The following is an 18,678-nucleotide window of genomic DNA, read 5'->3' on the forward strand; positions in this document are numbered from 1 at the left end:
TTATGCCTTATCAGGCTTGTTGCTTTCGCCTGAAAAAGGCTTTGAGCACCAGCTTTACTATAGCGGGCTTAAAACACAGCTTAAATAAGTTAGCCGCCTCTTCCGCGGTAACAATGGTTTCACATGGCATGGTACCCGCATAGCCACTCATCACAATGGTGTTGCCTTTTGCTTCAGCTTTTTCAATACGTACGCCAAGTTTCATGGATACGGTATTCACCTGCATAACTACTCCTGCTCCTGCCATGGCGATGTTTTAGCCAGGTTGCGTCCGGCCGCCCTACCTGAAATCATCGCTTCGGTTAAGTAACTACCATTTTGGTAAAGATTAGAAAACATCGAGCCTAACTCACCGGCTTCATACAAACGGGGAATCGGTTGACCGGCAGGGGTTAATACCTGTGACTCGATATTGCGTCGCCCTCCTCCACCAGTACAAACCACGGCAGGAACTATCTCAACCGCGTAAAACGGACCGGTGGCAATTGGTTGTAAGGTTACCGGGTTTCGACAGAAATCCGTATCCTCGCCTTGTGCACACATTTGATTGTAACGTTCCAGTTCTGCCGCAACCGCATTCGGGTCCCGTCCCATCTTTTCAGCCAGCTCTTCGATGCTGTCGGCTTTGAGAACTCGCCCCTGCTCAATTTCTTTTAAATTATCATCACTCCAATCCAAGCCTTCTGCCGCTATATTCCAGGTAAACGCTTTTAATGCCAGGCAGTTGTATGACCGGGTTGTTTCATCGAAAATCATGTGCACAGGACCAGCATTGATGTGCGGTGTATCCACCCAGTGATTGTGTTTCTTCTCTTTATAATGTGTCAGCTGTAGCTCTGCTGTTTCATTGTAAAAACGCTTATTATCTGCCGCGATTTCAAGCCAGCTGAAACTTTGCCAAAATAAATTACGCAAAAACACGGTTTCATAACCAGGCGCTTTCAAGCCTGGCCAAATACCGCCGGACTGTCCTTTATTACGCATATGCCACAAGTCGGCACCGGCTTTTTGCAGGATATGTATGCCATCACCAGTATTGCCCGGGGTTCCAAGGGGATACAACTTTTCATAGCCACAATAGTTGCGCTGCATTTCAAGATTCGCTTCATAGCCACCCACGGCAAGCACCACACCACGACGCGCTTTGATGGCTTGCAAGCGTCCATCACGTTCAACCCAGGCACCAAATACCTCCAGGGTATCTGGATCCTGAATCAAATCTTTTACTGGTGTCTCATACAACACTTCAATTGGCCGCTTATCGACATTGGCTTTAAACGCCAGCCAAACGCCTGCCGGAATTGGTAAAATGGTAGCTGTATAGGTTACAGCATCTGCAGCTCCCAGTTCAGGGAACTCCAAAACAGCCTGACGATCAGTAAAACCAGTCCCTTGAATATACTGAGAGCCGGCTTCTTCAGCTCGCTCTTTAATCCACGGCTCTAATTCTGACATTCTGTGCGCCCACGCATGCAGCATCTCCTCCGGAATTGGATTTGAAGTGCTCATGGCTCGCTGGTACTCAATCAAAGCCGCCGGGTTTTTCGCAATAAGCAGTGATTGGCCGGCAGCACGAGAGTTACCACCAGCATATTTCTCCGGCATTTTCTCACAAATCGTAACCTTCAATGAAGGATCCGCGGCCAAAGCTTCAATGGCGGCACTGGCCCCAGCTAAACCAAAACCCAGAATTAATACATCGGTTTCCAGATCCCATGCTTTAACTGCTGATAAACTTGACATAACTACCTCATAAAAAAATACAGCAACCCTAAGGTTGCTGTATAACAGCAAATACTACTTACATTCGGGTAATTTATTAGCCCGCTTCATTTTGGCGTAATAAGTCCAACTGGTTTCATTTGGCTGATAAAAGCTATCCGGTGCCGTCACATATTCAGGGAAGTGTTTTAAAGTATAGCTCTTCAATTGCTCGGATAAGTCATCAAAACTGTCGTATTTGCGGCCATGACCACTGTAAATAAGGTGTCCCGGCGTATCTGCCAGCATCATCCAGGGCAACCAGGGACCAGTCCGGGCCCAGGCATAGTGAGTGGGTGTACTGGTAGTGCTTGGATCAGTTAAATCCTCGGTTCTGGCGAAAAAGAAAAAGTGTTCCGATGCAATGTAGGTATCCCCGGTAGACTCTTTAGGAAACTCTTCAGGGCTTAATGGGTTGGGGTATTTTAGCGGAATATCCCAACGCAAGGCTGCGACATCGCCCATGACATCGAAGCTGGTAAAGAAAGCCATGGGGTTTGAGCCGTCCTGCGCCGGTGCCGGAAAGACATTACTGACCGGGTCATTAGCAACCTGCAATACGCACACGGTTTGCTCAGTCACCGGGTTAAACCAGGTTTCTGTAATCTCACCTGTTTTTAAATCCACGTAATAAGACACTTCACGGGTAACCCACTCATAACTGCCATCATCTTTAGCTATCATTTTGCCGGCATTAAAGCCGATGGTTCGGATAATCGGTTCTGGTTTTTCACCAGGCAAAGCCATAAATATAGTGGCATCCCAATCTTTAAATACTGGTGCGCCATTGAGATCCCCAACAAGACGAAGCATGGCTTTGTAAGCGTCATTGCTGTTGGTTAAATCCAGTCGTTCATCTGCAACCAGTCCGGTTGCAGCAACGGACAACGCCAAACCACAGGAAAGTACAATTTGCTTTAACTTCATAAATATTCCTTAACATTAACCCAAGGGAAAAACGCGGTTAATCCGCATAAACGTAGTGTTTTCATTGGCACCATGGGCTTTATTTTGTTCTATCAGCCGCTTCACCAAAGCTTCATCAGAGACATACTGAATTTCCAGCCTGGCTCCCTGATTCCGTTTAAACTTGTCTTCTTCATCTGGCGCATATTTGTACACCACGATAATAGCCGGCTGACCCGTTCGGAAATTTTGCCCGGTCTGGTTGTGACCCAGGCCAAACATCAGATATTTGTTGTCATGGGTGATACCAGGACGGATCACAGCACCATTGGCGCTGCCATCAGGATTGACCGTGGCAATAGCTACCGCTGCACGCATTTCCCGAATCACCCGCCAAAGCTCCTCTCCTTGTAGGGTGCTTGGCTGGTAATAAAAAATAGTGGAAGCCGATGTCCAGCCATCCACTGACGCTTTGGCATCCGCCGAGTCGGACCAACAACCAACAGCGCCAATCACTAGTGCTGCAGAGATTAAAAGTCGCATAAAATTACCTCAATCAAACCGCCGGGCTGTCACGAGCCCGGCTATTAAGCCATCAGAAGCGATACATCAGCTCCAGACCTACCTGGCGACCACGTCGTGGCGTTCCAAAAAATGCCCGCGGAGCACCTGACTCAGCACCTGCCGGCCCACCATAAGGTGCAGCAAAGGTAAAGTAGGGTGTTTGTAGCCAGCGAGTCGCGATAATGGTGCTATCTTCGTTACCAAGGTTGCGCCCGTAAGCGGTCAGGCTCCAGTTATCCGCCCGTACCCCTACCCGAGCACCAAAAATAGTCGCTGCAGGCACGTAAGCAAGGTTATGGACCTGTACATACTTTTTCGACTCATAACTCACGTCAAAGTTAACGAATCCCTCAATATCCCCGCTGACAGCCGTCATGTACTCCAAGAAAGCACTGGCCTGATGCTTGGAGCTCATCGGAAAGGCGTTGCCATTGATCGAGCAGCTCGGAGCACCGGCAAGATTAAAGTCAGCACTAAAATCAACGCCCGATTGGTTTAGCGGATCATTGAACTGACCACCACCACTGGTCAAAGACCACTGGAAATCATCACAACCATTGGTGAACTTAGTATCAGCCAAAGCGTAATTGAAGCGTCCAATCAGGTTGGCAGAAAAATTCATTGCGGCTTCCAACTCCAAGCCCTGAACCTGCCCCTTACCCTGATTGGTAGCGACTGAAATCAATGCCTGGCTGGTTGGATTAGGCACTGCAGTTGTTAATTGCAAGTCGGTAATTTCGTTTCTAAACACCGATGCAGCAAGGTTCAACCTATTAAACAAACGTGTTTTAACACCCAGTTCAACGGAGGTCGTTTCTTCCTGCTCGTACCTTGGAATACCACCAACTGCTCCAGCCGCACCATTCAAGCCACCAGGCTTCACCCCTTGAGCGAGAACACCAAACAGCATGGTTTGAGGGCTGTATTGGTAGTTTACTGTCATACGGGGCGTAAAGTTACGCCAGCTGCCCTCTCCGTCAAAGGTGCTGACACCCGCAGGATTAAACTGCTCCAGCCATTTATCTTCTTCCGACCAACGCAACTCCAAAGAAGCTTTCCATTGATCATTAAAGGTGTACTCCACCGAGCCAAATACGGCTTTATTGGTCAGATCATTCTCTTCTGCGAATACACCATCACGTGGTGAAGCAAAATTGAGCTCATAGCGCTTTTCATCTTTCTGGTAATAAAAGGCACCCAGCATCCACTCAAAATCGCCAATCGGAGAGCGCAATTGAATTTCAAACGACTTATCGATGACCTCATTGCGATCCGACATCGCAAAGAACGCCTGAGCGCCGGGAGCGAAGGTAAAGTTGATGGGTGAATGATCACTGTCCGAGCCGGTACGAATGGTATCACGACGATAAGTCACAGCAGTATCTAAAGTAAAACCACTGTCAAACTGGTAATCAACAGCAAGGCTGGTGAGCCAAAGATCACGCTCCATACCACTGAAAGCCATACCATTAGCGGTATCATAGAGATTACCAAAAAATACCGGGCCTCCAGGTAAAGGACCATCCTGTGGTACGCCAGGAACCAGAACAGGTTGCCCACTGGCAGAAGGGCCATCATTCAGTGCAATAGGTTGTGGTTTAATTTCACCACAAAAATACATGTTGTTATTGCTAGACCCACTGGTTGGCCAATAAGCCAGAGAACGATAACCAGGGAAGCAGTTATTCATTTCCGCCGATTGCAGGAAAAAAGGCCGGGTGCCATCATCGTCTTTGGAGTTCTGAATGCGCCAGCGTACATGCAAGGCATCGGTTGGTTCGGCATCGGCAACAAAGCTATAAGTACGGGAAGACTCGTCACCAATCGTTTTTTCAGTGACCAGGTTGGTCCACTCTCCGCCATAGGAATAATCCCGTATGGATAAAGCCACTGCCAACCAGTCGTTGATTGGCCCGGTCAGATAAACCTGCACATTGTGTTCATTGTGCTCGGCTATCGAAGCTTTGACCCGACCACCAAATTCATGCTGATCAGGACCTTTAGTAATAAAATTGATAGCACCGGAATAGGAGTTACGACCATACAAAGCACTTTGTGGGCCTTTAATGACCTCCACACGCTGAATATCAGCCATATCCAGGCTCTGTACTGAGCCGGCATAATAAACACCGTCAATGAAGTAAGCAGCGCCAGACTCTACACCAAATTGCACACCGGCGAGAACGTTGCTCATACCCCGAATGACAGGTCGCTCTGTGGCACGACCAAAGGCTTTGGAAAAACTTAAACCGGGTGCAAAGCGCGCAATGTCATCAATGCTTTGAAACCCTTGCTGCTCCAGCATTTGTTCATTAAATGCTGAAACCATCACAGGCACACGATTTAAAGATTCGACCCGGCGTCTGGCAGTGACTTCAATAATTTCGATGCTGTCTTCCTGTACTTCTGGAGTAGTTTCAGTATCATCCGCCAAAACAGCTTGGGCGCTTAAACCGAAACAGGCTGCTGTGACAGCGATGTAGAGTTTGCTCTTTTTCATTGGTTTCCCCTGTTGTGAGCTTATAGGTATATGTCTGGACAAATCTCTACTCTGTTATAAACCAAAACTTCTACTGACAGGGTATTGCGCGTTGACAATTATCAAATAGGCGATTCTTTGCTCAGCCACCTCCCCCAGAGAAGCACTCAATTCACCATAACAGCTCCTGACGGATAGCTCTATTGAACAAAGGTATCAATGGAATGAAGTCATTAAAATCAAATAAAACAATGACTTGATATAATCACAGCATTAAGATGCATTAAATTTTAATTAAAGTTTTACCTATGGTGTTGCCTGCTAACAGGCGACAAAATGCGACCTGCTTAACAACGAACGGAGCAAGTCCGGCTAGATGTCGTGCAAGCCGGACCTGGCGTTTTAACAGAAGAACAGATGACGAGAGAAGGCCCTTTTAAGCCTTTGAAACACTGCTTACAAAAGCCCCTCCCGCTTGCATCGACTGGATATCATGCCGGCTATACCCCAGTTCGGTTAAAATCGCCTCGGTATGCTCACTGAAGGCGGGCAGCTGCAACCTGGGTTGGGCTGGTTCCTGCTGGTACTTGATGGGCACGCCCAGGTGCTGATTGCCGGCCTTGTCGGTTAGCAGCATGTCACGCTGCTGCAGATGCGGCTCTTGCATGGCCTGGTAAAGGTCGCGTACCGGCGACCAGCAAACATCAATGTCGGCTAAAAAAGCTTGCCAATGGCTTAATGGCTGGCTGATAAAGCTTTGACGCAAGAAGTCTTTCACCGGCTGCTGCGCCTGGCCAGGCGGTAACTTGCAGAGCTCAATCAAGTCCGGTCGCTGCAAGGCGGTCAGTAGGTGACTAACAAACTTCAGCTCACTACCGCCCAGCGTCAGAAACTGGCCATCGCTGGTTTCATAAATCTGATAAAAAGCCGCCCCGCCCCAGCTACGTTCTTGTTTCACCTCTGGTGAGCGCTGCTCGGCAAAAGGTGGCCCCATCACATTGGGATACCAGGCTATCAGGGAGTCTTGCATGGAGATATCCAGGTAATCACCCTGCCCGCTTTGCTGTTTCTTTAACAGCGCCATCAGCACACCGGAAAATGCCATCAGGCTGCCCGCCATATCGGCTACCGGCATGCCGGGCATGGCGGGCTTGCCATCCTGGCCCTCATTAATAAAGACAGCGCCACTATCGGCCTGAATACTCAGATCATGGGCCGGTTGCTGGGCCTTTGGGCCATGCTGGCCATAGGCCGAAATTGAGCAATAAACAATGCCCGGATTCACCGCTTTGATGGCGGCATAATCCAGCCCCAGCCGCTGCATCACACCTGGGCGAAAAGCCTCCACCAGCACATCCACCGTGGCGCACAGTTTCAAAAATGCCTGCTTGCCGGCGGCTGATTTTAAATTGAGATTGATGCTTTTCTTGCCGCGATAGACATTACGAAACCAGACCGATAGCCCATCTTGCTGCAAACCAATCTGGCGCACCGGCTCGCCGCCAGGTGGTTCCAGACTGATCACCTCAGCCCCGTGATCGGCCATCATCATGGTAAAGTGCGGCCCCGGTAAAAAAAGCGATAAATCCAAAACCCGTATGCCCTGCAGTTTCATCATGCCTCCATTAGATCACGCTAGCCGATTTCAGGTCTTCAATCTCGGCACTGCTGTACCCCAGCTCAGATAAAATGCTCACCGAGTTTACCCCCATAGCACCAGCTGCTTTACCCGCCATGCGCTGACCATCCACTTTGATAGGACAACCCAGAATTTGCATATCGGCTTTTTCAGGGTGTGGTACAGTACGCACCATACCTATATCCCGGATATAAGGGTTTTGCAGTGCCTGGGGTAGATCCAGCACCGGTGCACAGGGAATATGACCTTTTAGCGTGTTCAGCCAGTCAGCTGTAGTTTTCTGGCTTAATACCCTATCCATTTCCAGCGTTAAGGCATCACGATGTTCCCGCCGCTTTGCCACCGTGGCAAAGCGAGGCTGAAGGAGTACCTCGTCCTGCAAGATACCCACCAATACCTGCCAGAATTTGTCCGTCATCGCCATCAGGAAGATAAAACCATCGGCAGTTTTATAAAGCTGGCAAGGCACGGTTGCCGGATGTGCAGAGCGCGCCACCCGCTCGGTGATATGCCCCTGATTCAAATACCAGGTCGCCGGGTACGACAGCTGATGCAAAGCCACATCGAACAAAGAGACATCCACATCACGCCCCTGGCCGGTCCGGTAAGCACCGAGCAACGCCGCCGTCAGGCCAAGGGAGGCGACAGCCCCCGTCATAAAATCCACCATGGAGACACCAAAGCGCGCGGGTGGCTGGCCCGGCTCACCAGTCAGCGACATCAAACCAGCTTCGGCCTGCATCAGATAGTCGTAGCCTGGCCAGCTTTTACGGTCGTTATCACGGCCATAAGCCGACAAATGGCCACAAACAATTTTTGGATTGATGTGCTGAAGTGCCTGGTAAGTCAAGCCCAATTTATCCGGCTGATCGCCACGCAAGTTATTAGTCACCGCATCAGCAGAGGCAACCAGCTTTTCAAACACGGCCCGGCCTTCAGGCTTTTTTAAATCCAGCGTCAGGCTTTTTTTATTCAGGTTAAAGGTCTGGAAAAAGTAGCTGTCGTTATCCCCCAGAAAAAATGGCCCGGTCTGGCGCGAGACATCACCACCAATGGCCGGGTTCTCTATCTTGATCACTTCAGCACCTAAGTCGGCCAGAAACATGGAGCCATATGGCCCGGCTCCATATTGTTCAACGGCAACAATGCGTATCCCTTCCAAAGGAAGTTGCTTCATGGTTGTATTCCCTCAGATTTTGTAGCGCTCAATCAGTTGTTTGGCAATGATGATGCGCTGCATCTCGTTGGTACCTTCACCAATGCACATCAGCATGGCATCGCGATAATAGCGCTCAATGTCGTACTCGACCGAGTAGCTATAGCCCCCGAAGATCCGCATCGCCTCATTGGCACAGAACACTCCGGCCTCAGAGCCGGCAAACTTCGCCATACCGGCTTCCATATCGCAGCGCTCACCAGCATCGTATTTAGCGGCCGCTTGTTCGATCAGCAGCCGGGCTGCCTCGACCTGTACTGCCATTTCGCCTAATTTGAGTTGAATAGCCTGATGGTTGCAGATGGCTTTACCGAAGGTTTCCCGCTCCTGGGCATAACGTACCGCCAAATCCAGGGCCCCTTTGGCGATGCCGGCACCACGGGCTGCTACATTGATCCGGCCCAGCTCCAACCCGCCCAGCGCCTGGACAAAACCTTTACCCTCAACCTCACCAATCAGGTTGGCCGCCGGTACCCGAAAGTCTTCAAACACCACTTCGCAGGTATCGATAGCGCGGTACCCCAGCTTTTTAAGTTTTGAAACCTTGATGCCCGGTTTAAAGTTGCCCTCAGCATCCTTGGTCTCGACAATAAACATGCTGGTGCCCTTGTGGGCAGGCACTGCTTTAGGATCGGTTTTCATCAGCACCGCCAACGAGTTACCGTTTAGCGAATTGGTGATCCAGGTTTTGGTGCCATTTAAAATGTAATGATCGCCATCGCGCACTGCCGTACCACGAATCGCCTGCAGATCGGTGCCCGCATTCGGTTCGGTCAACGCAATGCCACCGCGTAACTCACCACTGGCCATCCGCGGCAGAAAACGCTGCTTCTGTTCATCGGTACCGGCCCGCTCAATAGCGGACGCCTGAATAAGATGCGAATTGAAAATACCGCTGGGTGCCATCCAGGCAGAAGCCACGCAAAGTACGATTTTGGCATAAATAGTCGCGGGCAGACCCATGCCGCCATATTGCTGGCCGATGGTGGCACCGAACAGACCCAGCTCTTTCATCTGCTCTACCAGTTGATGCGGGTATTTATCCGCCTGATCAAACTCCTGGGCAATAGGCCGAACGTCTTGTTCGACCCAGCGCTCAATCATATCCAGGATGGATTGCTCGTCTTCTTTACTCCACAACTCGGACATAATGCTCTCCGCTTAATAATTAACTTTGTCTTCGACCGAGTGGCCTTGCTTGGCAATCAACATTTTGCGCACAAAACTGCAAACCACAGTGCCATGCTGGTTAAAGCCAGTGGTTTTTACCGTGACAATACCCGCCCCTGGCCGTGACTTGGATTCACGCTTATCCAGTACTTCGGATTCAGCCGTAAGGGTATCGTCTTCGAACAAGGGGTGCGTCAGCTTGATGTCATCCCAGCCCAGATTGGCGATGGCTTTTTGACTGACATCGGTCACGCTCATGCCAACCATTAGGGCTACCGTCAACGGCGAGCAGACAATGCATTTACCAAACTCACTGGCTTTGGCGTACTCATCATCAAAGTGCATTGGGTGGGTGTTCATGGTCAGCAGCGTGAACCAGGTATTGTCTGTTTTGGTAATGGTGCGACCAGGGCGATGCTCGTAGATATCGCCAATATGAAACTCTTCGTAATGACGGCCAAAGGATTCACGATAGCGGTTTTCACTGATTTTCTTTACATGTTGTACCATGATTAGTTCCACCTGAATTAATGCGCGCAGCTTGTATCATCAACTGCAGTTTCCCCGGCGTAAGCCAGTATTCGTTGACAAGAAAGTAAAACCGGTCGGTCGACCATTTTTCCATCCACCACCAACACCGCATCGGCGGAGTCGGCCAGGGCAGCTGCTACGACTTTTCTGGCATAGGTCAACTGCTCTGCACTTGGCTGTAAGGCCTCATGAATTGATTGAATTTGTTTCGGATGGATCGCCGCCTTGCCGCTAAAGCCAAGCGCCCGGATCCGGCGAGTTTCCTGCTGTAGACCCTGCAGATCCTGCAAGTCGACAAAAGGGACATCCAACAACTGAACGCCAGCAACAGCAGCTGCCTGTACCAGTTGACAGCGCGCCAACAGCAAGGGCTCATAACTGAAATCACAACCAAGCTCTGCTGCCAGATCAGCGCCGCCAAACATCAGCGCCACCAAGGTTTTGCTGGCCCGGGCAATCTGCTGGGCTTGCATCAAACCAGAGAGCGATTCAATTAAGCCAATCAATTTACTGCGCCCTTGCAACGAACGAGCCGCTCGCTCTACTTCTTCGGTGCTCTGACACTTTGCCAACATCAGATAAGCCGGTGGGCAGTTACTGAACCCAGTCAACTCACACTCACCCAACTGGGTTGATAATGGGTTCATCCGCACAGCCACCCGGTTACGCTGAGACGGTTCCAATTCAGCCAAAAAGGACTGCACCGCGGCAAAGGCCACATCTTTTTCAGCCAACGGTACTGCATCTTCCAGATCGATACAGATCAGATCGGCCTCGCTGGCTAAGGCTTTGTGAAACCGATCCGGCCGGTTACCCGGCACAAATAACAAGCTGCGAATTAGCCCCATGCCGGGTTCTCCTTCAGCTCAGCCGGTGGTACCTCGGCCTGAAAATGACGGGCAATTTGCTCACGACTGGCAAACCAAACACCAGGCTTGGCGGTGACATAACGAAAAAACTCCTCCAGTGCCCAAATGCGGCCAGGCCGCCCAATAATGCGAAGATGCAGCCCCAGACTCATCATTCTGGGTTGCTCTGCCCCTTCGGCATAGAGCACATCAAAACTGTCTTTGGCATACTTCAGCCATTGCTCCGGGGTATAGGAAGGTGCCACCCACATTTTCATGTCGTTCGAATCGAGCGCGTAAGGCACAATCACCATAGGCCTGTTTGAGCCTTCCACCCTGGCCCAAAAGGGCGCATCGGCACTGTAATCGTCCATGTGGTACAGAAAACCCTCTTCTTGCAGCAAGCGGCGGGTGTTGTCGGTTAGCAGATAGCGGGACAACCAACCCAGCGGCCGCTTGCCGGTGGTCTTTTCAATGCTGCTGACCGCCTGGCGAATAAAAGCCCGCTCTTCGTCTTCGTTCATACGAAACTGATGCACCCAGCGGTAGCCGTGCGAGCAGGTTTCATCCTCACGGCGGCGAATGGCTTCGGCCAGAGAAGGCGCTCGCTCCAGGCTTAAAGCAGCTGCTGTCCAGGTAGCGCGAATGCGGTATTTATCCAGCAAGGCAATAATGCGGCTGGCCCCTTCGTTCAGGCCATACTGGTAATTGGATTCATTGCCGTAATTGCGTATCGGCTTTTTCAGATGCACCTGCAACTCATCCACCGGCTCCATACCGGCATCACCGTCGCGGATGCTGTATTCAGAGCCTTCTTCCACGTTGACCACAATGGACAGGGCCAAACGAGCCTGATCCGGCCATGGGTATTGATGCTTCATAGCAGTAATCCTGTTTTAAATACCTGTCGAAAAATGAGCCATGACGCTACTAGTGATACTCTTCACCACCTGAGACATTCATCGCTTCGCCACTGATGTAAACAGCTTGCTCTGAACATAAAAAAGCACAGGCTTTGGCGATATCGTCCTGCAATCCCGGCCGCCCTAGCGGAATACGCGCCCGCATATCGGCCATGTATTGGTCATAGCCTTTGCCGGTCACTTCCGAAAAATGCGCGTTTTGCCAGGCACCGAGACCGGTGGTGACATGATTGGGGCATATTTGATTGACATTAATGCCATGGGGACCCAGCTCTTGCGCTGCCACCCGGGTTAAGCCCGTCATGCCGTGCTTGGAGGTGGTGTAGGCCGAAGCATGCGCAAAGGCAGATTTAGAGGCTTGTGAGCCAATATTGATAATTTTGCCGCCATTGCCCAACTGCACCATCTGCTCCGCAGCGTATTTGATGCCAAGGAAAGTACCGCGCAGATTGACATTCAGCACGGTATCCCACTCCTCGACGCTCATCTCTAATATGGGTTTCATCAGATAACCAACGCCGGCATTGTTCACCCAGATATCCAGGCTGCCAAAGCTATCCACCGCAAAGCGGGCAGCGGCAGCGACTTCTTCTGGCTTTAACACATTGCAGACAAAAGCCGCAGCCGTGCCGCCGGCCTGTTCGATTTCTTGCACGATGTCCTGCATTTCCTGCGTCGTGCCAATGGCGGTTTCCGGCAGATGCTCACCCTGGGCCTGCCCCAGATCGGTAATCACCACTTTGCAACCTTCGGCAGCCAGCCGCTTGGCCATCGCCTCGCCCAGCCCCTGACGACGACCGGCGCCGGTAATCACTGCCACTTTGCCTGCCAGATCCGGATACTGTGCCATACCCCCTCCTTAGATTTGTTCAGTCAAAATAAACAGTGGGTTATCGGCGAAGCTCTGAAACTCGCTGGCAACTTTTTGCATGGTTTCGCTGGCGACATCCTGGCCAAATTGCGCCATATCATTCACCTGAATCACTTCAATGTATTGGTAAGGAGGCGCTTGCTCACTCATCAAAAGCGCCTGGGATTTGTACAGCTTAAAGGCATCGACTGAAGGCAAGGCGCCCGCCGTTGGCAGATCGGTTTGTTTGGCCCACTGCTCATACGCCTGCTGATCGGCATCCGTTTTAAGATTAAACAGCACCACTAGCGTTGTCATTGTCCGCTCCTCTTCTCAAGTTGTACGGACAAATCTAGCTGAGCTAACACCCCGAGTCCATGTGGCTTGGCGGGCGAAATTGACAATTGACAAAAGGCGGGAAAAAACCGCCGCTAAAAGGGGGTTAACGACCTTTTAGCAGCTGCTGCAAGACGGCTTCGGTATGCTCACCAAGCTCAGGTGGAGCCGAGTCAAACGACAAGGGGGTAGCGGAAAACTTCACCGGATTAGCCACCATAGGCACCTGATAGCCTTTGGCATGAGTAGCCTGAATAGGCATGCCTCTGGCTTGCACCTGAGGATCGGCAAAGACCTGCTCCAGATTATTGATAGGCCCGCAAGGCACGTGCTGATCGGATAAAGCTTTGACCCAATGCGCTACGCCATGCTGCAACAGCTGAGCAGCAAGCAAGGGGATCAGGGCATCACGATGCTGCACCCGCAGCGCATTGCTGCAAAAGCGAGGATCATCGGCCAGCTCCGCACAGCCTAGCACCGCACAGCAACTGCGAAACTGCCGATCATTGCCGACCGCCAGCAGGATGAAGCCGTCTTTTACCTGCATTGCCTGATAAGGCACGATATTCGGATGGGCGGTGCCAAGACGTTGTGGCACCTGGCCACTAACCAGATAATTGGAGGCCTGATTGGCCAACCAGGCCACCTGGGTATCCAGCAGTGCCAGATCGATGTACTGGCCCTGGCCGGTCTGGTTGCGATGGTGCAAGGCGGCCAAAATAGCTGAAACAGCGTACATACCGGTCATCAAGTCCGCCACTGCCACACCGACTTTTTGCGGCCCGCCGCCGGGATGCGTATCCGGCTCACCGGTAATGCTCATCAGGCCGCCAAGACCCTGGATCATTGCATCGTAACCAGCCTGATTGGCATAAGGTCCAGTCTGACCAAAACCGGTGATGGAGCAATAAATCAGCCGTGGGTTGCTGGCTTTTAAGCTGGCATAATCCAGACCATACTTGGCCAGGCCACCCACTTTGTAATTTTCCACCAGCACATCGGCCTGTGCAGCCAGCTGGTGGATCTGCTGCTGGCCCTGCTCGCTGCTGATATCAATGCAGACTGAGCGCTTGCCCCGGTTGGCCGCTAGAAAATAAGCCGACTGGCCGGTGTTCTGCCCATTGGCATCCAGCAAAAAAGGCGGTCCCCAGCGCCGGGTATCATCCCCTTCGCCGGGCTTTTCTATTTTCCAGATCTCAGCCCCGTAATCCGCCAGCACCTGGGTAGCCCAGGGCCCGGCCAGGATCCGGCTTAAATCCAGCACTTTAATGCCCGCTAATGGACCCGCCATTTGAACTCCTCGTTACTGTATCTCGTTTACCATAGCAGGCAGACGATACTGAAAGCCACTTTCCCGTTGCCACAGCTCTGCCAGGGCCAGCAATTGCCAATCGCTGCCTGCTGGCCCTATCAATTGCATACCAGCCGGTAGCGGCTGTCCAGTGAGCATGGGCATACTCAGCGCCGGTAGCCCGGCCTGATTGGCCAGGCTGGTCAGATCCGCCTGGTTGGAAGGCACAGGCCCATCCAGCGAAAATGCACGTTGCGGTGTGGTAGGCAGCAGCAGCAGCTCCCCTTGAGCAAACCAGCGCCTGGCGCTGATAACCGCCTGTTCCAACACCTGCAAAGCAGCGCTGTAATCCAGCGGACTTTTCCGATCCGGGTAAGCCAGCAAGGCGCGTAAGTAGTTGGAAAATTCCTCCTGCCTGCTTTCCCATTCGTGCTGATACTCCAGCCGCATGTCGGTTTCACAAAGAAGAAGGCCGGCCCGGCGCGCTGCTGCAAAGGGGTAATCCCCAAGCTCAACGAACTGCACTGAGCAACCTAGATCACGAAATACCTGCAGATTCATTGCAAAGTCAGCCAGAATATCGTCGGCCACCCCCAGAGCATCCAGCTCTGCAGGCACAAGGATACGCACTGACTTGCAGTCCTGTGGTGCAGCGGCAGGCAAGTTGATAGCCTCCGGACTATTGGCATCGTAAGCAGCCATCCGGGCAAAAACCAAACTTAGATCCCGAGCCGAGCGCGCCAGTGGCCCTATGGTATCCATGCTGCGGCCACAGGGCACCGAGCCGCGATTGCTGATGGCGCCCCGGCTGGGTTTAAAGCCAAAGACACCGCAATAAGATGCCGGGATCCGCACCGAGCCCATGGTATCGGTGCCAAGTGCTACCGGTACTAAACCGGCAGCCACCGCCGCACCCGACCCACCTGAAGAACCGCCTGGTGTGAAGCCTAAGCGGTGTGGATTGTGGGCATTGCCAAAATGGCTGTTGTGGTTGCTGGCCCCAAGCGCACCTTCGTGCATATTCAGTTTGCCCAGCATGCTGCAGCCCGCATTTTTTAACTGCTGAATCACAAAAGCATCTTCGATTGGAAAAGCGTAGCGGCGTACTTCAAGACCGGCCGTGGTGGCAAAGCCAGTCACATCAATATTGTCTTTCACCCCCAGCACCAGGCCAGCCAACAGGCCATGCGGCTCAGGGAGTGGCGCTGCATCCACCAGTTGGGTGAAGCAATTTAACTGAGGATTAAAGTACTGTGCTGCCGACCATTGCCACTGCAATAACTCCGTAGCACTAAAGGCTCCGGCCTGAAGCCACTGTTGCTGCTGATGAAAATCGGCAGCCAACACTTGCTGTTCCAGCCTCACATGCTGCTCCTTTTCATCCGCCAAAACGCTGATCCAGCAAGCGGATCGGCTTTTGCCGCACATCCACCTGGGTCAGCGCCGTCAGTTCGCCCTCACCGACTAGCTCAACCTGCACCTCAATGCCTATTTTGCGTTTGAGCAGGCTTTGGTAGCTGTCCAGCAGCTCCGACCGCTGTTCTGGTGGGCTGCTGACCTCAACCAGCACAATCATTTCATCGCGGCCAGTGTCATCCCGCACCGCCTTGCACAAAAACTCGCCCAGAAACTCCGGCCGCTCCTCCAGCATGGGGCCAACCCCTTGCGGGTAAATATTAATGCCACGCAGTTTCACCATATTATCCGAACGCCCCATAAAGCCACGAATGCGCTTAAACGGCAAGCCCAGCTTATTTTCTCCCGGCAATTGCTCGCTCAAGTCGTGGGTATTAAAGCGAATAATGGGATAAACATCGTCTTTGTACAGACAAGTCACCACCATATTGCCCCGCTCACCGACAGCAACCGGCTGATTACTATCTGGGTCCAGCAGTTCCAGATAATGCGCATCCTCCCAGACATGCATGCCATCGTGATCCGGCCCTTCAGCTGCAATGCATCCGGTATCACCCACGCCGTACCAATCAAACAGCTCCGGGTTACCCCAGGCTTTTGCAATGCTGTCACGGCTTTCCATCCCCAGGTGGCCGATGATCATATCAATCTTGATATCTTTGCCCGGTGTCAGCCCTTCTTCTTTGGCAACATCTGCCAGTCGCTTAATGTAATCGACAAAACCAACCAACACATTGACGCCAAAGGTTTTCATCAACTGCACCTGCTGGGCAGATCGGGTTTCGACGCCGGTACCGGCTGACAGGAAAATGGCATTGGTATAACGGGTAACGGCTTCGCGGATGTAATGACCACCATTGATCATGCCATGGCCGTAGCAGCTTTGGATGGTCGCCGCCGGTTTTAGCCCCATAAAACGATAACTGCGTGCCACTAACAGCGATTGCACTTCACGGCCTTTGGGCCCAAATAGCAAGGGCTGCGGCGTACCTGTGGTACCGCTGGTGGTATGAAACACCAACGGCGGCCGCTGCTCTTTTGGGATCGCATCCAGGCCATGAAAATCACCGATGGGCGGAAACTGCTCGACACTGGCCATAATATCGGCTTTGGAAATAAGCGGCAGTTTTTCAATATCTTCCAGGCTCTGAATATCCGCCGGGCTCAGGCCAGCCTTGCCCCAGATGCGCTGATAAAACGGAATTTGCCAGGCCCTGGCCATCACTTTCATAAAACGCTGATTCTGCAACGCCCGCAGCTCCTTAGCTGACATGCGTTGGAAATGCTCCAACAGCGCCTGCCCCAATGGATAGTCCTCAAGCATGGCCTGGTAATCAAAGGATTCAAAGTAGGTTGGATAAGATGCTTGCATGACTTTACCTGTGTGTCGGACTAATTAATAAAGCAACCAGGTCACTACTATTGGCCAGCTGCTCCAGATGGTCTATGGCATTTATCAATTGCTGCCAGTCTGTCTCTGAATAAGGCACGGCGCAGCTGGCAATAGCCGCCAGGCATTTTTGCTGCTGCTGACTGACCGAGAGTGGCCGCTCAGGGTGGCCAAGCACAGCCGGCAGAAACAGACGAAGCTCGGTACCATCCTTGAGCCTAAGCTGCACATCAATTGGCGCCAGTGCATTCGGATCGGTGCAATCGCTTAAGGACATGGCTACCCGGCTAGCCAGAGCAAGGCGCCTCGGATCACGCAGCGCCGGCTCATCAAAATCAGTGACGCTGACCTGGCCATGCAACAAGGCACAGGCGGCAATATAGCCCTGACAAAGCTTGGCGTAGCTGCTGTCCATATCCGGCCGGACCGGCCGGTCGACCAGCCGCAGGATCAGCGGCGGTGCCGTAATATGAATGTGCTCAACCGTCTCAGCGGTAAAGCCGTGCTGTTGTTGCAGGGTCAAAATAGCATCAACAGCACCATGCCCGGCCCGACCGGTTGGGTACGGTTTATGGCTGACTTGTTCTATTTGATGTTGCTGGCCTAAGCGGGCAAATAACTCCGATAACTGGTAGCTTTGCTCGTACAGCTTAAAATAACCAAAAGGCCCTTCCAGAATATCTTTCGGGCCGGTAAAGCCAGCTCTGGCCAAATCAACCGCATGCATCGCAGCTCTGGCATTGATGCCAATTTGCATCGCCAGCATAGGGGAACCTTCAACATGGGCCTGCATGGTGCCGCTAAGCTGGCTGTAGGCAATACCAAGCGCCTGGTGGGTTTGTTCCCGGCTCAGCCCAAGCATGGCACTGATACCAGCGGCCACCCCTAAGGCACCGCAACAGGCCGGGCGAAAAAAGCGCAAGCCGGAAGTCACGCAGCTGCCGATGAGGGTCGCTACGTCAACGGCTAAAATCAGCCCGAGCAGCAGCTGCTTGCCCGATAGCTGGTGCTGTTGGGCATAGGCCACCAAAGCAGAGACAATGGTCGCCATTGGATGGACCACCGCCTTTTCATGCACCGCATCCCATTCCTGATTGTGAATTTGAAAGCCATTCATCAGGGCCGCATTGCCAGCGGGCAGCCATTCCCCGGTCGCCCAGACCTGAGCCTGCTTGCCTTGCCCCCAGCCTTGCACCGCGCCTTTCACCGCAGCCACTGTGGGAACCCTGCTGCCGCTTAAAGCCACAGCAAAGGTATCTTTTAAAAATGCTTTCGCGGCGATAAGGCTACTATCGGGTAAATCCTCAAAAGTGACGGAGGTAAGATGCTCCAGGATCGCATCGATGGCGGTAGTCATG

General features: G+C 52.2%; 17 protein-coding genes. All 17 read right to left on the reverse strand.

Annotation, left to right across the window (positions count from 1 at the left end):
* Positions 1 to 10: 10 nt before the first annotated feature.
* Entirely contained in the window at positions 11 to 226 is a 216-nt protein-coding gene (locus JJU14_RS02730) for a hypothetical protein (RefSeq protein WP_228611069.1), read from the reverse strand.
* Positions 227 to 228: 2 nt separating this feature from the next.
* The gene (locus tag JJU14_RS02735; protein WP_228611070.1) at positions 229 to 1,794 is read right to left on the reverse strand and encodes an FAD-binding protein; all 1,566 of its coding nucleotides are present in this window, start codon (positions 1,792 to 1,794) and stop codon (positions 229 to 231) included.
* A 3-nt stretch (positions 1,795 to 1,797) separates the two neighbouring features.
* Positions 1,798 to 2,688: a DUF1838 family protein gene (locus JJU14_RS02740; protein ID WP_228611071.1), complete on the reverse strand. Its 891-nt coding sequence runs from the start codon at positions 2,686 to 2,688 to the stop codon at positions 1,798 to 1,800.
* A 15-nt stretch (positions 2,689 to 2,703) separates the two neighbouring features.
* On the reverse strand, positions 2,704 to 3,210 hold the full coding sequence (locus JJU14_RS02745) for a hypothetical protein (protein WP_228611072.1): 507 nt from the start codon (positions 3,208 to 3,210) through the stop codon (positions 2,704 to 2,706).
* A 52-nt stretch (positions 3,211 to 3,262) separates the two neighbouring features.
* On the reverse strand, positions 3,263 to 5,731 hold the full coding sequence (locus JJU14_RS02750; RefSeq protein WP_228611073.1) for a TonB-dependent receptor: 2,469 nt from the start codon (positions 5,729 to 5,731) through the stop codon (positions 3,263 to 3,265).
* 415 nt (positions 5,732 to 6,146) lie between these two features.
* On the reverse strand, positions 6,147 to 7,325 hold the full coding sequence (locus JJU14_RS02755) for a CaiB/BaiF CoA-transferase family protein (RefSeq protein WP_228611074.1): 1,179 nt from the start codon (positions 7,323 to 7,325) through the stop codon (positions 6,147 to 6,149).
* A gap of 10 nt (positions 7,326 to 7,335) precedes the next feature.
* A complete protein-coding gene (locus JJU14_RS02760) occupies positions 7,336 to 8,526 on the reverse strand; it encodes a CoA transferase (protein WP_228611075.1) in 1,191 nt (396 codons plus the stop codon).
* A gap of 12 nt (positions 8,527 to 8,538) precedes the next feature.
* The gene (locus JJU14_RS02765) at positions 8,539 to 9,714 is read right to left on the reverse strand and encodes an acyl-CoA dehydrogenase family protein (RefSeq protein WP_228611076.1); all 1,176 of its coding nucleotides are present in this window, start codon (positions 9,712 to 9,714) and stop codon (positions 8,539 to 8,541) included.
* A gap of 12 nt (positions 9,715 to 9,726) precedes the next feature.
* The gene (locus JJU14_RS02770) at positions 9,727 to 10,245 is read right to left on the reverse strand and encodes a MaoC family dehydratase (protein WP_228611077.1); all 519 of its coding nucleotides are present in this window, start codon (positions 10,243 to 10,245) and stop codon (positions 9,727 to 9,729) included.
* A gap of 17 nt (positions 10,246 to 10,262) precedes the next feature.
* Positions 10,263 to 11,114: a CoA ester lyase gene (locus JJU14_RS02775; RefSeq protein ID WP_228611078.1), complete on the reverse strand. Its 852-nt coding sequence runs from the start codon at positions 11,112 to 11,114 to the stop codon at positions 10,263 to 10,265.
* A complete protein-coding gene (locus tag JJU14_RS02780; RefSeq protein ID WP_228611079.1) occupies positions 11,105 to 11,995 on the reverse strand; it encodes a polysaccharide deacetylase family protein in 891 nt (296 codons plus the stop codon). Before JJU14_RS02780 ends, JJU14_RS02775 begins: the two co-directional genes overlap by 10 nt.
* A 49-nt stretch (positions 11,996 to 12,044) precedes the next feature.
* A complete protein-coding gene (locus JJU14_RS02785; RefSeq protein WP_228611080.1) occupies positions 12,045 to 12,887 on the reverse strand; it encodes an SDR family NAD(P)-dependent oxidoreductase in 843 nt (280 codons plus the stop codon).
* Positions 12,888 to 12,896: 9 nt separating this feature from the next.
* Positions 12,897 to 13,205, reverse strand: a complete 309-nt coding sequence (locus JJU14_RS02790; protein ID WP_228611081.1) for an REDY-like protein HapK — start codon at positions 13,203 to 13,205, stop codon at positions 12,897 to 12,899.
* Positions 13,206 to 13,329: 124 nt separating this feature from the next.
* Positions 13,330 to 14,514: a CaiB/BaiF CoA-transferase family protein gene (locus JJU14_RS02795; RefSeq protein WP_228611082.1), complete on the reverse strand. Its 1,185-nt coding sequence runs from the start codon at positions 14,512 to 14,514 to the stop codon at positions 13,330 to 13,332.
* Between the two features lie 12 nt (positions 14,515 to 14,526).
* Entirely contained in the window at positions 14,527 to 15,903 is a 1,377-nt protein-coding gene (locus tag JJU14_RS02800) for an amidase (protein ID WP_228611083.1), read from the reverse strand.
* Positions 15,893 to 17,302: a phenylacetate--CoA ligase family protein gene (locus JJU14_RS02805; protein ID WP_228611084.1), complete on the reverse strand. Its 1,410-nt coding sequence runs from the start codon at positions 17,300 to 17,302 to the stop codon at positions 15,893 to 15,895. The genes JJU14_RS02800 and JJU14_RS02805 overlap by 11 nt, the downstream gene beginning before the upstream one ends.
* Positions 17,303 to 17,306: 4 nt before the next feature.
* Positions 17,307 to 18,677 carry an MmgE/PrpD family protein gene (locus JJU14_RS02810; RefSeq protein ID WP_228611085.1) on the reverse strand — a complete coding sequence of 457 codons (1,371 nt, stop codon included), beginning with the start codon at positions 18,675 to 18,677 and terminating at the stop codon, positions 17,307 to 17,309.
* Between the last annotated feature and the right edge of the window lies 1 nt (position 18,678).

It is taken from the genome of Alkalimonas sp. (assembly GCF_020831925.1).
GTDB lineage: Bacteria > Pseudomonadota > Gammaproteobacteria > Enterobacterales > Alteromonadaceae > Alkalimonas.